This is a genomic window from Zoogloea oleivorans, assembly GCF_008107625.1.
Classification (GTDB): domain Bacteria; phylum Pseudomonadota; class Gammaproteobacteria; order Burkholderiales; family Rhodocyclaceae; genus Zoogloea; species Zoogloea oleivorans.
Map to the genome: position 1 here is coordinate 58,030 of NZ_SDKK01000007.1, position 14,891 is coordinate 72,920.

Below are 14,891 nucleotides of genomic sequence, written 5' to 3' on the forward strand. Positions count from 1 at the left end.
AGCACCATGACCACGCTCTTCGACCCGATCCAGATCGGCGACATTTCCCTCGCCAACCGCATCGCCATGGCACCGCTGACGCGCAACCGCGCCACCGGCACCATCCCGACCCCAATCATGGCCGAATACTACGGCCAGCGCGCCACGGCCGGCCTGATCATCGCCGAGGCCAGCCAGATCAGCCCGATGGCCCAGGGCTACCTCGACACACCGGGCATCCATTCGCCGGAACAGATCGCCGCCTGGCGCCCGGTGACCGACGCAGTGCACGCCGCCGGCGGTCGCATCGTTCTGCAACTGTGGCATGTGGGCCGGATTTCCCACAGTTCCCTGCTGCCCGACGGCGCCGCCCCGGTATCGTCCACTAACCAAATCGCCGCCACCCAAACCTTCACCCGCGACGGCTTCGTGCCGGTGTCTGCCCCCCGCGCCCTGCGTGACGACGAGCTGCCCGGCCTGGTCGAGGACTACCGCCGCGCTGCCCGCAACGCCATTGAAGCCGGCTTCGACGGTGTCGAACTTCACGCCGCCAACACCTATCTGCTGGAGCAGTTCCTGCGCGACAGCATCAACGACCGCAGCGGCCCCTACGGCGGCAGCATCCCCAACCGGGCGCGCCTGCTCCTCGAAGTGGTCCAGGCCATCGCCAGCGAAATCGGCGCCGGCCGCACCGGCGTGCGCCTGAGCCCCCTGACCACCTTCGGCGGCAGCTCACCGCTGGACAGCAATCCCCAGGCGCTCTACGGCTATGTGATCGAACAACTCGCCCCGCTGGGCCTGGCCTTCGTGCATATGATCGAAGGCCAGACCGGTGGCGAACGTCATCCCGCAGACGCCCCGACCTTTGACTACGCGGCCCTGCGCAAGGCCTTCCCGGGCGCCTGGATCGTCAATAACGGCTTCAGCCGCACCGACGCCCTCGACGCTGTGGAAAGCGGCCAGACCGATCTGGTCGCCTTTGGCCGTCCCTTCATCAGCAACCCGGACTTCGTCCGCCGCCTGAAAGAGGACGCGCCCCTCAACGCGCTGCGCGCCGACAAGCTGTACGGCGGCGGCGCGGAAGGTTATATCGACTACCCGGCCCTGCAAAACTGACGCGGGACGGGTGGAAGGATCACGGCGTCTGACTTAAAAACCAGGCCGTGGGCAGGCTTGCACAGAGCCGGCCCATGGCCGAACCCCGAGCCCTTGCCATGAACGACACTCATCTTCAAATCAACGCCGACTTCACCCAGCGCGTCGTCATCCCTCCCGCTCAGGCCGGAGACTGGGTGCCCTCTCCCTGCGCCGGAGTATGGCGCCACCGGCTCGACCGCATCGGTGGAGAACTTGCCCGTGCAACCAGCATCGTTCGCTACGCAGCAGGCTCAAGCTTCAGCCCGCACACCCACGGCGGCGGCGAGGAATTCCTGGTACTCGACGGCGTGTTTTCGGATGAGCAGGGTGATTACCCGGCCGGCACCTACATCCGCAACCCGCCTGGCACCACGCACGCGCCCTTTACCCGGGAAGGCTGCACGATTTTCGTCAAACTGTGGCAGTTCGCCGAAAGTGACACCCAGCCGGTGCGAATCGACACGCCATCGGCTACCTGGTACCCGGGCCTCGTCCCCGGCCTGTCGGTCATGCCCCTGCATGAATTCGACGGGATCAATTCGGCGCTGGTGAGATGGTCTCCCAACACCCGTTTCAACACCCACACGCATCCGGGTGGAGAAGAAATACTGGTGCTCGAAGGCGTGTTTCGTGACGAAGCGGGAACGTATCCGGCCGGCACCTGGTTGCGCAACCCGCGCTGGAGCCGGCACACTCCCTACACGGAGGCCGAGGGCGCGCTCATCTACGTGAAAGTCGGACACCTGGGGGCGCCGATGCTGCAGATCTCCGGGTAAACAGTCTCTTCCCTCCCTCTTCAAGTCGGCGCAAACTGCCTCATGCGCATGTCGCAACGGCATGATCAGGCCGTCAAAGGAGAGCACGATGGACAGGAAGGAAGCCTTCTGGCACATCCTCTATCGCTACCTGTGGCCCTTCCCCTACTTCCGGGACGTGACCCAAGGGAGCCTCCTCGAACGCCAGCAGAACTACCGCTACAACCGCCGGATCGGCATTCACCATCTTCCCGGCTTCATGCTCAAGTGGGCCTGTCTGACCCTGTTCTTCTTTGTGCTGGGTAATGTGTGTGAAGAACTGCTCGAAGTCGTGCTGCCCGCCGCCTGCTGCTTCGTTACCGGTACCTGGACCTTGACCATCGCCGTCCAGCTGACCGTCGCGTGGCTGTGGCTGCGACGCTTTCCGGAACTCGGCCGATAAAAGGGCGCTTGCCCCTACAGCGTGACGCTCTCGCCCTTCTGCGGCAGCATCACGTCACGCCAGCCCAGCTGGTCACGAATGGCCTGGGCAAACGTGGCCGAGGCCCCCGCTTCCCCATGCACGACACAGGTATGCCGTGGCGGCGCATGAAAGCCGCGCAACCAGTCGAGCAACCCCGCCTGATCGGCATGAGCCGACAAGCCACCCACCGTGTAGATGCGTGCCCTGACCGGCACCGGCTGACCAAAAATGTGCACCAGCCGGGCACCATCGACAAGGCGGCGGCCGAGGCTGCCCGCCGCCTGGAAACCGGCAATCAGGACGCTGCATTCGCTGCGCGACAGGTTTTCGCGCAGGTGGTACTTGATCCGTCCGGCGTCGCACATGCCACTGGCCGAAATAATCACGGCACCGCTCCGAACTTCATTCAGCGCCCTCGAGTGCTCCACATCGGCGACGAATTCAACCTTCATTTTCGCCGGATGTGTCTGCAGCCAGGCAATCAGCTCACGGGTCTCGCCATCGAGCAGGGCCGGATGTGCCAGCGTGATGCGCGTCGCCTCGTTGGCCATCGGTGAGTCGACATAAACCTTGAGCGGCGAGAGACGCTGACGGCGCACCAGATCTGCCAGCAGGTAGATGATTTCCTGGGTACGGCCCACCGCGAAGGACGGAATGATCAGGTTGCCGTGACAGGCATGCGTCCGCTCGATGGCAGCAACGATTTCATCTTCCGTTTCAGGCATCGGGCGGTGCAGACGATCACCGTAGGTCGATTCGATCAACAGCAGATCGGCCTCCGGCACCACCTTCTCGGGATCATTCAACACCGGGCGATTCGACATGCCGAGATCGCCGGAGAACACCAGTTTGCGCGGTCGCCCTTCGCCACTGACGCTTACTTCCAGCCAGGACGAGCCAAGAATGTGACCAGCGTCATGGAAGCAGACCTTGACCGTTTCAGCCGGATGAATTGTCTGACCATAGTTAGCCGGCCTGAGCAGACTGAGCGACGACTGCGCCTGAGCTACGGTGTATAGCGGCGGCTGAACACCGCGCTCGCTCTTGCCACGGCGACGCTGATGACGCAGCTGCCATTCGGACTCTTTCTCCTGGATGTGGGCACTGTCCAGCAACAGCACTTCGAGCAGGTCGATGGTGGCCGGCGTCGCGTAGATCGGTCCGCGGAATCCCAATACGGCCAGACGCGGCAACAGCCCGGAGTGGTCGATGTGAGCATGCGTCAGTAACACGAAGTCGATATCGCGAACGTCGAAGCCGAAGTTCAAGGCATGCAGATTTTTGGAACGCGCCTCGGCGCCCCCCTGGAACATTCCACAATCAACCAGAAAACGGCAATTTCCCGTTTCGACCAGTGTGCAGGATCCGGTGACTTCTCCGGCCGCTCCCATAAAACTGACTTGCATTTTGAACACCTCCTGAGCGGGTTCAGCATGAACCTCAGGATGCGGGATTGCAACGCCGGAGCGTGCCGAACCACGAGACAGGCGAATGCCGGGCCGCATACGAATGATCAGAGCTGACGCGGAATATTATGTAAAAAACTTACGAATGAAAATCATTCTCATATAATAACTTCCTGAATCTGTCACATCCGATCATCGGAATCAGCGCCAGCAAGCCTCCGCCAGCCCGCGCAGCAACCGGACAGCCAGGAGGAGCACCATGCAGCAACCCACACCACGCACCACCATCGAAAACCAGCACAGGCAAGCTCACCATGCAGGTCCATCGCTGCTGGAGCAGTGGCACTGGCGCATGATCTGCCTGGACCAGGCTCATCGCCCCCTCGCCGGCCTGGAACGACTGACAGCTGGCCGCCCCGAATGGCGACCGGTGATGTGTGTCCTGATACAACAGTTGGCACGGGCTGACATGGGCCCTGGCGAACAATTCTACGAAGTCCCCTACTCCGAGCGCCGACCCGCAGGCGGCCGAAGGGAAGCCAAGTGAGCAAGCTATCCCCGCGATACGACGGGTTTCGGCACATCTCATTCACGGAAGGGCAGGCATGTGCCTGAAACAGCCTCATAGGCAGCATGAGCATGCTGCCGACCTTGCTCTGCCACTTGGTCCTGGATTGCAACAGCGTGCAGCCAAAGATCCCGGACCCCGCTGCCGAGCCAGACTATGGGAGTTGGATGACAAGCTTCATTGCCCGCTCATCGGCACTTGCCTGCCTATCGACGAACTACATCGTCTGGCGCAACGTTTCAAGTTCAAGTCACCCTCGACCAATGAATTCGGCATGCATGTGGAAGCTGTTAGCCTCAGCCAGCATCGCAACCCGGTAGCTGCAGCCATCCAGCACTACCTGGAAAAGACCCACAAACTGTGGGTCGATCGATTTGCCCGCTTGAAGACCGATGCAGAGGTGCGTCTTCACTGGCAGGAGTGTCTGAAACGGGGTGAAGTGGCCGGCCCCTTGTGGGCCACCTGTACTCACAGGATGGTTTCCCCGGAAACCCGTCATCAAGCTTATGGTGATATCCACATGCTGTCTCATCAGGTCGGTAACAGCCTGGCGGTCGATGCACCACGTCTGGCCCATCTGACAGCCGACAACGCCCGCCAGGGGGCAGAACTGCGCAAACGGGCAATCCAGCACGCAGGTGAACTGGATGCCCTGCGCAGCCGACTGGCCGAGGCCGGGCACGCGCCCTCACTACCATGAAAATCTAGTGCCGCACGGGCAGCACCGGATGGACACCCGCTTCTTTAGCACAAAGCACTTCCAAGGCCTCCCACTTGCTCACCAACTGAGCCGCACTGCGGCTTAGTTCTTTGTCATGGCGCTCATCCCGGCTCACGACCTGCAGATGCGCAACAATGGCGCGGGCGATGGCGGGCGTCGGATGGTCTGGATAACTCGTCATCAATGTGAGGAGTGCCGCCAGGGCCAAATCGGGGGCGGTCTCATATTCCGGCAGGGAATCCTCGTCCTCCCGGTCGTCACAATCGCAACTGAAGCTCATAGCCGCACCGCGTAGTACTCGACCACGTCCTGCTCATCGACCGGGAAGGGTATTTCGCCGGCGTCAGGCAAGCGGGTCACGACGGCACTGAACTGCTTTTCGTCGCAATGCAACCACTCGGGACGACTCAGCGACGGTTGCCCGATGCACTCCAGCACCATCGGCATGCGGCGCGAACGCTCCTTCAGGACAATGGTGTCTCCCACATTGATGCGGATCGACCCGATATTTACTACCTGCCCGTTCAGGCTCAGATGCTTGTGGCGAACCAGTTGTCGCGCGGCAACGATCGTCGGTGCAAACCCGGCCCGAAAAACAAAATTATCCAGACGTCTTTCAAGCAGTTCGATGAGTTTGTGACCTGTCGGTGCCTTCGCGTTCTTCGCTTCCTTGAAAAGCCGCTGAAGCTGCGACTCGGTCAGCCCGTAATTCATCCGCAGTTTCTGCTTCTCAATCAGCTTCAAGCCGTAATCCGACTTGCGGCGGGGACGCTGGCCGTGCTGACCAGGCGGGTAGTCGCGCTCTCCGAGGGGTTTTCTGGAAAGTCCCGGGAGTTCAACTCCCAGGGCACGCATGACTTTCAGACGGGGGCCGGTGTAGCGGGACATCGAATTTTTTTTCCTGTGTAGTTGTAAAAAAATTATTTGCTTAGAAAAGCATCCGCCAGTCGAGCGGCATGAGGCGCTGCTATACAAGTGCTCCGAATGTCAAAGCCCCCGTCAGAAAACAAGCGAGCAGGCAGACATTCAACATCATCGAATACATTAACCACTCCGAATTTTTGAGAACGGATCTCATCCTACATAGCGAGGCAAAAAATGTAAACAAGAATGATTTGCATTTAGATTTAAACATCTCTAGCATTCTCTCCCTGAAACAAAGCAGGGAGGCCCAAAAGCCTTCCGCACTATCTTTTTTGAGCGTCAAGCCAGCCACTTCAGATTCACCAGCTAGCCAGATGCATCACGTCTGGAGATCTATCGTGGTAGCAACAAGCCCGGGCTTTACCTTCAAGCAACGACACATTCCCCTGATCATTGGTCTCTACCTGGCCAGCGCGAGCGTCCATGGCAATGCCGACGAGGGCACACCACACATCGCAACCCTGTCCGGCGTGGTGGTTTCTGCAACCCGAACCGAGACCAGCGCAGACGCAGTTCCCGCCACGGTCACGACCCTTGACCGTGCAGGCATCGACCAACGCCTGCCGCACGACGAAGCCAGCCTCTTTCAGGACGAACCCGACTTGGCCGTAGCCCGCGACCTGCGTCGCTTTGGCACTTCGTCGGTGAACATCCGCGGCATTGAGGGCAACCGGGTACTGCAACAAGTCGATGGCGTCCGCCTGCCCGATTACTACAACGGCGGCGGCCCTTCCAATGCCACCACCTCCAGCGCCGACAGCCCGGAGCTGGACTTTCTCAAGCGTGTCGAAGTCCTGCGCGGGCCGGCCTCCAGCCTTTACGGTTCGGATGCCCTGGGTGGCGTGGTGAGCTATCTGACCCTCGATCCGCGGGACATCCTCGGCAAGAAGGACGCGGCGGTCCGCTACAAGGGCACCTGGCGCAGTGCCGACCAAAGCCTGCAGAACACGCTCTATTTCGCAGGTGGTAACGAGATGGTCGAAGCCCTGCTTGCCGTCACCCGGCGCAGCGGCGACGAACTCGACAACAGGGGTGAAACAGGCGGCAGCAGTGCCGGTCGGGAGTTGCCAAACCCACAGGAGAACCGTTCCCGCGGCACCCTCGCCAAACTCATCATCAAGCCGTCACGCGGCAATCAGTTGCGCTTTACCTACGAAGACCGTCACCAGCACTCAGAGGCAGAATTGCTCCGCCTCAGCACCTCGCTGCCGCGCGTCACGGCCGCCAGTGGCACCGAGGATGCCCACCGCGAGCGTGTGGGCCTGGACTGGGAATGGAAGCCCACAGACGGCTGGATCGATCGTCTCCTCTTCAATGTTTACCATCAGAACGCAGGCAACCAGACCTATACCCTGCAGAGCAGGACGAAGACCACCGCCGGTTGCTCCGGAACGACCGCGGGCAGCAGCACCTGCCTGATCGACATGAACTTCAACTTCGCGCAGGAAACAACCGGAGCCGGCCTGCAGATCGAAAAAAGCCTGCAGACCGGCGCGCTCGAGCACCTGCTGATTGTCGGTGCAGACTGGCGCCAACAGAAGTTCAGTGAAATCCGCGATTACCTGATCACCAACCAGACCACCGGAACGGTCAGCAAGAGCCTTGCCGGCGATACGTATCCCCTGCGCGACTTCGCCCCCGGTGAAACCACCAGCGCCGGGATGTTCGCGCAGGATGAAATCACCCTCGGCAGTCTCACCCTCACTCCCGGCCTGCGTTTCGACACCGTCCAGCTCCGACCCGATGCGACCAGCAAGACCATCGGCGCACAGACTTTCTCCGCCACCGATCAGGACCACTCGGCCTTTTCGCCCAAGCTTGCCGCCTTGTGGCAGGCAACCCCTGGCCTGTCCTTCTACGGCCAGGTCGTGCGCGGCTTTCGGGCGCCCAACTACACGGAGGTCAATGGACTCTTCTACAACTCCGCCCAGAACTACGCGAGCATTCCCAACCCCGACCTGAAGCCGGAAACCAGCACCGGGCTGGAAATAGGCAGCCGCTTCAAGCTGGCCGGGGGCGACTTGCGCATCGCCGCCTATCGCAACCACTACGACAACTTCATCAGCAATGAACTGGTATGCCGTTCGAGCGGCGCCACCGCCGCCTGCATCGGCAACACGGTCCGCTCGGTGTACCAGGCCGTCAACCTGGACAAGGTGCGCATCCAGGGTCTTGAAGTGCGTGGCGCCTGGGCCCTGCCCCAGGGTTTTCGCACCAGCGCAGCGATTGCCTGGACCAAGGGAGACGTCACCTCGACGAAGCAGCCTCTGAACAGCGTCGAGCCCGCCCGCCTCTACCTCAATCTGGGTTGGGACGGCAATGTCGCCGCCCGTCCGCTGGCCCTCGATGCCCGCCTGCGGGCGGCCCTGAAGAAGACCCGGGTGGACAGCACCGATGGGGATTACTTCCGTACCCCGGGTTACGCAGTGGCCGACTTGAGTGCCAGCTGGAAAGTGCATCCACAAGCACGCCTCAATCTGGCCCTCAACAATCTCTTCGACAAGAAATACTGGTTGTGGAGCGACGTACGCCAGGTTGGCCTCACCCCCACCGACGCCGGCCCGGCCTTCTACACCCAGCCCGGACGGAATCTGAGCGCCGCGCTGCAAGTGGATTTCTGAGCATGACGATGCTGACTGCCACCGTGCGCCGCGTATCGCACCTGCTCCTGTTGCCGGCCCTGTGCCTGCTCCTCCTGACGGGGAGCAGCCAGGCTCTGGCGGCGCGCGTCCTGGTGGTCAGCACCTCGCCGATCCAGCCGGGAAAATTCCTCAAGCTCGCCGATGCGGCCCGCCCCCACGGCATCTCCATCGATGCGAAATTTGCCGAGAAGCTCCCTCCGGATAGCGGACCAGAACTCTTCCGGGGTTATGACCTGGTGCTCTTCGACACCCCCCGGCCCCATCTCCAGGCATTCGTGGAAGCCCAGCTTTCCCGCGCCCTGCCGGGCCTGAAGGGGCCCGCGATCTGGCTCCACGACAGCCAGCCGCACTGGCAGGGCCTGCCCGACGACGTCGCACGCCGCCTGCATGCCTACTATGTGAACGGAGGGCGTCTCAACTTCGACGGCTTCTTCGCCAGCCTGGCCGCCAAGTTCGACGGCAAGCCGGCGGACGACATCCGCGCACCCATCATTTTCCCGAAAAGTGGCGTGTATCACCCAGACTACCCCGGCCTGGTCTTCCCTGAACCGGCCAGCTACTTGCGCTGGAAGATCGGCGCAGCCGCACCGGCCTTGCCGGTCATCGCCATTGCCCTTCACCAGCAATACATCGCCGCCGAGCAAACCGCCTTTATCGACGACCTGATCCGCCGGATTGAAAAGGCCGGCGCCATCCCCCTGCCCTTCTACAGCCCGGTGATGGATGCCGACGCGATCCGCAAGATGGTCACCGTCGGCGGCAAACCGGTGGCCAGCGCCATCATCAACACCCAGATCATGCTCAACCCGGAAGGCCGCCGAACCGAGTTCGAAACCCTCGGCCTGCCGGTGATCCAGGCCATGCCCTACCGCAAGGGCGACGAGGCAGCGTGGGCGGCCGACCCGCAGGGCATTGCCCTGATGGACGTGCCCTTCTACCTGGCTCAGGCCGAGTACGCCGGCGTGACCGACATCCAGATCGCAGCCGCCACCCGCAAGACCGACGACCAGATCGCCCCCATCGCCGGCCAGGCCGAAGCCGTAGTCGCCAAGGCCATCAATCTGGCCCGCCTGCAGGGCAAGTCCAACGCCGACAAGCGGGTCACGATGTTCTTCTGGAACTACCCGCCCGGCGAGAAGAATCTCTCTGCCTCCTTCATGAACCTGCCCCGCAGCCTGGTCGGCACCCTCACCGCGCTGAAGGCCCGGGGCTATGCGACCGAGACGCCGGGCGAAACCGAACTGACCCTCTCGCTGCAACGCCTGCTCGCGCCCTACTATCAGCCTGCTGACGACCAGCGGGAGCTCGAATCCCTGCTGCGCGACGGTCTTGCCGAACGCCTGTCGGTAACTGTCTATCGCCAGTGGCTGGCGCGTCTGCCCGACCCTGTGCAGCGCCAGTTGAAGGAGCGCTGGGGCGAGCCGGAACGCTCGTCGATGGTAATCCGCCAAAATGGCCAGGACTGGTTCGTGGTGCCACGCCTCAAGCTCGGCCACATCAGCCTGCTGCCCCAGCCGCCCCGCGGCGAACGCTGGGAGGAAAAGGAAAAGGCCCTCTACCACTCCACCAGCGCCGCCCCGTCCCACTTCTACCTGGCTGCCTATCTGTGGGCGCGGGAGCAGGCCCGCAGCGATGCCCTCATCCATTACGGCACCCACGGCAGCCAGGAATGGCTGCCCGGCAAGGAGCGTGGCCTGTCGGTGACCGACTTCCCGATGCTCGCCGTTGGCGACGTGCCGGTGATCTACCCCTACATCGTGGACAACATCGGCGAAGCCACCCAGGCCAAGCGCCGTGGCCGCGCCACCATCATCAGCCACCAGACGCCACCCTTCGCCCCGGCCGGCCTGCACGCGAGCCTTACTCGCATCCACGACCAGCTCCATGCCTGGCTGGCCCAGGACGACGGTGCGGTGAAGGAAAAGATCCGCGCCGAGTTCCTCGCCGGTGTCCGCAAGGAACGCATCGAGCGCGACCTGGGCTGGACTGAAGCGCGTATCCGCGACGACTTCCCGGCCTTCGTCACCGAGGTCCATGATCACCTTCACGAACTCGCCCGCAGTGCCCAGCCCATGGGGCTGCACACCTTCGGCCAGGGCGCCGGCGAACCGTGGCGTCTTGCTACCGTACTGATGATGCTCGGCAAGGATTTCTGGGAGGGCGTCGCCGGCCCCGGCGAAGAGGCTGACGAAATGCTGGTGGGCGACTACACCCGACTCGCGGAATCGACACCCTTCCGGCGCCTGCGGGAAATCGTCCATGGCGGTGCGGACATCGCCGGCCTGCCCCCCAAGGCACATGCTGCAGCTGAACATGCACGCCAGTGGTACGCCGCCCTCGATGCCGGCAACGAGACCAGAGCCCTTCTTGCCGCCCTTGAAGGCCGCTACATCCCCACCAGCTACGGTGGCGACCCCATCAAGAACCCGGACGCCCTGCCCACCGGACGCAACCTGTATGGCTTCGACCCCTCCCGCGTTCCCACCAAGGCCGCCTGGGAAGCCGGCCGGGAGGCCCTCGACAAACTCCTTGCCACCCATCGCGAAAAGACCGGCAAGTCGCCAAAGAAACTCACTTTCACCCTCTGGTCGGTGGAAACCATGCGCCACTTCGGCATGCTCGAAGCCCAGGCCCTGTGGGCCTTGGGCGTGGAGCCGGTGTGGGACGCCGGCGGACGGGTGGAGGACGTCAAACTCGTCCTCCGCACCGAACTGGGCCGGCCACGCGTGGATGTGGTGCTGTCTGCCACCGGCCTGTACCGCGACCACTTTCCCAACGTGATGCGCCTTCTGGCCAAGGCGGCCAAGCTCGCCGCCGAAGCACGGGAAACCGACAATCCGGTGGCCGACAACACCCGCCGCATCGCCGCCGAACTGCGTGCCAGGGGCTGGAGCGAAGCGCAGGCCACCAACGCCGCCCAGACCCGTATCTTCTCTTCGGAATCCGGCCGCTACGGCACCGGCCTCGACGATGCCGCACTGGCCACCGACACCTGGAAGGGCAAGGCAGAAGGCGACCGCAAGCTCGCCCGGCTGTACCTGTCCCGCATGCAGTTCGGCTATGGCCCGGATGAAACGCAATGGGGGCAAGCCGGCAAGGGCGGGGAAAATCTCTACGCGGCCCACCTGAAAGGCACCGAAGGCGCCGTGCTGTCACGCACCTCGAACCTCTACGGCATGCTCACCACCGATGACCCCTTCCAGTACCTGGGCGGCATCGCCCTGGCGGTGCGTCACCTGGACGGCAAGGCCCCCGAGCTCTACATCTCCAACCTGCGCGGCAACGGTTCCGGCAAGGTCGAGGGCGCAGCCCAGTTCCTCGCCAAAGAGCTCGCTACCCGCAACTTCCACCCGGGCTACATCCAGGGCCTGATGAAGGAAGGCTACGCCGGCACCCTGCAAGTACTGGATGGCATCAACAACTTCTCCGGCTGGCAGACAGTCGCACGCGAGATCGTCCGGGACGACCAGTGGCAGGAATTCGTGGACGTCTATGTCCGTGACAAACACCGCCTCGGCCTCAAGGACTGGTTCGAGCGCAACAACCCCCATGCCCTGGCCCAGAGCATCGAACGCATGCTTGAAGCTGCCCGCCAAGGCTACTGGAAGGCGGATGCCGCCACCGTCAAGGAACTCAAGGAACGCTACCGGGAACTGGCGGAACGCCATCAGGTAAGAACCGACAACGCCGCCCTGCGTGGCTTCGCCGGATTCGGCCTGCAGCAGGCGGCTGCCGCACCGGCCAAGGCTGCAGCTCAAGCCCCGGCGTCCCGGCAGGAGAGCGAGCCCGCAACGGCAGTGCCCGTTCCGTCACCGCCCATCCAGGGCATGCGCCTTGACAAGCTTGAGCCGCCGCGCCCCGCAGCCCTCTCCAGCGCAGCTGCGGCGCTAGGCCTCGTCGCCCTTGCCACCCTCGGCGGCATGCTCAGGGCCCGGCGGACGCGCTACGCCTGATCTCCCTTCACCTCTTCCACACAAGGACTTTTACCGTGACGCCCAGTCTTGTCGAAACCTCCATGTATGAGCTTGCCCAGCTCTTCCTCCTACCCACGCTGGCCCTGATTACCCTACTCTTCCTGTACGCCTTCTGGACGCTCGGAGAGTTCGCGGTGCTCGCCTGGCATCGACGCAGCGGTGGCGGCCGCCCCCTGCTCACGACATTCCGGGCCGCCCGCCAGATGAGTGACGACGAACTGGATGTCCGTGCCCACACCATGCTCGAGTCGGCACGCATAGCCAGCCGGGTCACGCCGATGCTCGGTCTGGTCGCCACCATGATTCCCATGGGCCCGGCCCTCAAATCCCTGTCCGACGGCAACCTGGCCCAAGTCTCCCAGAACCTGACAATCGCCTTCTCAGCCGTGATCCTGGCCCTGATCGCCGCCTCCATCACTTTCTGGGTGACCAATGTGCGACGCCGCTGGCTGGCCGAGGAGATGCTGCAGATCGCCCAACTCCGGCTGGAGAACGGCCAATGAGCATCAAGCTCCTTCATGAACCGGAGACCGAGGATCCGATCCTCTCCGTGGTCAACCTCATCGACATCTTCCTGGTGGTTATCGCGGCCCTCCTCATCACCATCGCCCAGAATCCGCTGATGAACCCCTTCTCCAGGCAGGACGTGACGGTGATTACCGATCCCGGCAAACCGAACATGGAAATCGTGGTCAAGAAAGGCGAGAAGGTGGAGCGTTACAAGGCCAGCGGTGCCATTGGCAGCGGCGACGGCGAGAAGGCCGGCGTGGCTTACAAGATGAATGACGGCTCCATCGTGTACGTACCTGAGGAGACCGCCAAGGCCGCTTCGCCCCCCACCAAATAGACATGAAGTGAAATCATGAAACGCCTTCTCATCGCCCTACTATTCTTTGCGCCCCTTCCTGCCGCGGCGCTCGAGCACATCATCGATGTGCGGAGCGGCGATGAAATAAGCGTTACCGAGCTGGCCGCCAGACTGCGGGGCAGCGATTACGTGCTCCTTGGAGAACTGCACGACAACCCCCATCACCACCGGCGTCGGGCTGAATTGATCGCCCGCCTGGCCCCCACGGGGGTAGTAGTCATTGCGGAGCATCTGGACAGCGGAAGGCGGCTCACGCCGGACAGCAGCAAAAACCTGCAACTTCACATGGAAGAGGCAGGGTTCGATACGCGGGCATGGAAGTGGCCGATCCACGAACCCCTGTTTAGCGGCCTGCTCGGAGCCGGGCTGCCCGTTACGGGTGGAAACATATCCAAAGATCTCGCCCGCCGGATCGTGCGTGAAGGCGATTCGGCCCTGCCTCACACCTTGCGGGCGATCATCAACCGCGCGCCCCTCAACCCTGTCGCTGCATCGATCCTGGACGCAGACCTGCTCACCAGCCACTGCGGGCAACTGGAACCAGCACGCATTCCGCCCATGCGGCTGGCCCAGCGGGCAAGGGATGCATCCATGGCCGAAAGCCTCCTCGCCGCAAACATCCGCCCTGCCGTGCTGGTAGCGGGTAACGGTCATGTCCGCACCGACTACGGTGTTCCCCAGCTACTTTCGGTACTCAAACCCGACGCCAGAATCGTGAGCATCGCATTCGTCGAGAACGATTCAAGTGCATCGGCCACTCCCCATGACTACGTTTGGCAAACAGAGGCGACCAATCGGGACGATCCCTGCACAGGCTTCGGCAAAAACCGGTAGGTGAGCTGGAGATGGTTGCAACCAGGACGTTGCAGTGTTGAGCCCGGTGCCCTTGCCCACTTAAAGTCCGCAGCGGCTCCATCATCCAATAGTCGAACTCTGCTCGTCTCCAGTGCACGACCACCGTGCCGACGCCTCCGACATTCTGAAAACACTCGAGCGTAACTTCCTGACGCTAAAGCGGCCTGACTTTGGCTGTGTGTCACACCCACATCAAAGAGTAGCTAGAAGCAGGGTGTGAACATCCGGAGGATCGGGGCGCAGCCCTGTTCTCACCCTGCAGTTTTGTCCATTTCGGCCGCGTGCCCCTGATCCGGAATCCTCCCGGAGAATCCTGGCTCATCCCGCTTTTTTATCTCTGCTTCGATCCGGTGTTTTTGATCAGCCTCCGGTGCGCCCAAGCGGCCCCATTTCCCCGAAAAATCAAGGATCTGAGCCGACTTTCCGATACTTTCCCTTGATTTTCATAGCCAAAAACACTACTAAATGTAGTAGAAAAAATCTTTTAATCGCACTATTGCTTTTTTTAAGTATTTGTTTTTAAACAACTAAAATTTTTGCTGAAAATCGTTTGTCGGAGTAACCTAGCGCCGCTTGTGCAATCAACGATTGCACCCACG

Annotated in this window: 13 protein-coding genes; 10 read left to right on the forward strand and 3 right to left on the reverse strand. The window is 62.3% G+C overall.

The window, feature by feature from the left end; genetic code table 11:
• Positions 1-6: 6 nt before the first annotated feature.
• From ETQ85_RS08695 to ETQ85_RS08705, 3 genes are all read left to right on the forward strand, one after another.
• A complete protein-coding gene (locus ETQ85_RS08695) occupies positions 7-1,095 on the forward strand; it encodes an alkene reductase (RefSeq protein WP_148578656.1) in 1,089 nt (362 codons plus the stop codon).
• A gap of 98 nt (positions 1,096-1,193) precedes the next feature.
• Positions 1,194-1,892 (forward strand): cupin domain-containing protein, encoded by a 699-nt coding sequence (locus ETQ85_RS08700; RefSeq protein ID WP_148578800.1) that lies wholly within the window; start codon positions 1,194-1,196, stop codon positions 1,890-1,892.
• Positions 1,893-1,980: 88 nt separating this feature from the next.
• Positions 1,981-2,313 (forward strand): hypothetical protein, encoded by a 333-nt coding sequence (locus ETQ85_RS08705; RefSeq protein ID WP_148578657.1) that lies wholly within the window; start codon positions 1,981-1,983, stop codon positions 2,311-2,313.
• A gap of 14 nt (positions 2,314-2,327) precedes the next feature.
• On the opposite strand, the gene ETQ85_RS08710 is transcribed toward ETQ85_RS08705, so the two are convergent.
• Entirely contained in the window at positions 2,328-3,740 is a 1,413-nt protein-coding gene (locus ETQ85_RS08710) for an MBL fold metallo-hydrolase RNA specificity domain-containing protein (RefSeq protein WP_148578658.1), read from the reverse strand.
• A 259-nt stretch (positions 3,741-3,999) separates the two neighbouring features.
• On the opposite strand from ETQ85_RS08710, the gene ETQ85_RS08715 reads away from it, so the two are divergent.
• Both ETQ85_RS08715 and ETQ85_RS08720 read left to right on the forward strand, forming a co-directional pair.
• On the forward strand, positions 4,000-4,287 hold the full coding sequence (locus ETQ85_RS08715) for a hypothetical protein (RefSeq protein WP_148578659.1): 288 nt from the start codon (positions 4,000-4,002) through the stop codon (positions 4,285-4,287).
• A gap of 58 nt (positions 4,288-4,345) precedes the next feature.
• Complete coding sequence (locus ETQ85_RS08720) at positions 4,346-5,008, forward strand: hypothetical protein (protein WP_148578660.1); 663 nt, start codon at positions 4,346-4,348, stop codon at positions 5,006-5,008.
• Between the two features lie 4 nt (positions 5,009-5,012).
• On the opposite strand, the gene ETQ85_RS08725 is transcribed toward ETQ85_RS08720, so the two are convergent.
• Positions 5,013-5,309: a hypothetical protein gene (locus ETQ85_RS08725; protein WP_148578661.1), complete on the reverse strand. Its 297-nt coding sequence runs from the start codon at positions 5,307-5,309 to the stop codon at positions 5,013-5,015.
• On the reverse strand, positions 5,306-5,917 hold the full coding sequence (rpsD, locus tag ETQ85_RS08730) for a 30S ribosomal protein S4 (RefSeq protein ID WP_148578662.1): 612 nt from the start codon (positions 5,915-5,917) through the stop codon (positions 5,306-5,308). The genes ETQ85_RS08725 and rpsD overlap by 4 nt, the downstream gene beginning before the upstream one ends.
• A gap of 374 nt (positions 5,918-6,291) precedes the next feature.
• Between rpsD and ETQ85_RS08735 the strand changes: the two genes are divergently transcribed.
• Genes ETQ85_RS08735 through ETQ85_RS08755 form a run of 5 tightly spaced genes read left to right on the forward strand, consistent with a single transcriptional unit; the run spans position 6,292 to position 14,271 of the window.
• Positions 6,292-8,574, forward strand: coding sequence for a TonB-dependent hemoglobin/transferrin/lactoferrin family receptor (locus ETQ85_RS08735; protein WP_187394645.1), 2,283 nt, complete (start codon positions 6,292-6,294; stop codon positions 8,572-8,574).
• 2 nt (positions 8,575-8,576) lie between these two features.
• The gene (gene cobN, locus ETQ85_RS08740) at positions 8,577-12,548 is read left to right on the forward strand and encodes a cobaltochelatase subunit CobN (RefSeq protein WP_222862109.1); all 3,972 of its coding nucleotides are present in this window, start codon (positions 8,577-8,579) and stop codon (positions 12,546-12,548) included.
• Between the two features lie 35 nt (positions 12,549-12,583).
• The gene (locus ETQ85_RS08745) at positions 12,584-13,072 is read left to right on the forward strand and encodes a MotA/TolQ/ExbB proton channel family protein (RefSeq protein WP_246128702.1); all 489 of its coding nucleotides are present in this window, start codon (positions 12,584-12,586) and stop codon (positions 13,070-13,072) included.
• Positions 13,069-13,416 (forward strand): DUF2149 domain-containing protein, encoded by a 348-nt coding sequence (locus ETQ85_RS08750; protein ID WP_222862110.1) that lies wholly within the window; start codon positions 13,069-13,071, stop codon positions 13,414-13,416. The genes ETQ85_RS08745 and ETQ85_RS08750 overlap by 4 nt, the downstream gene beginning before the upstream one ends.
• Positions 13,417-13,431: 15 nt before the next feature.
• Positions 13,432-14,271: a ChaN family lipoprotein gene (locus ETQ85_RS08755; protein ID WP_148578664.1), complete on the forward strand. Its 840-nt coding sequence runs from the start codon at positions 13,432-13,434 to the stop codon at positions 14,269-14,271.
• Positions 14,272-14,891: the final 620 nt, after the last annotated feature.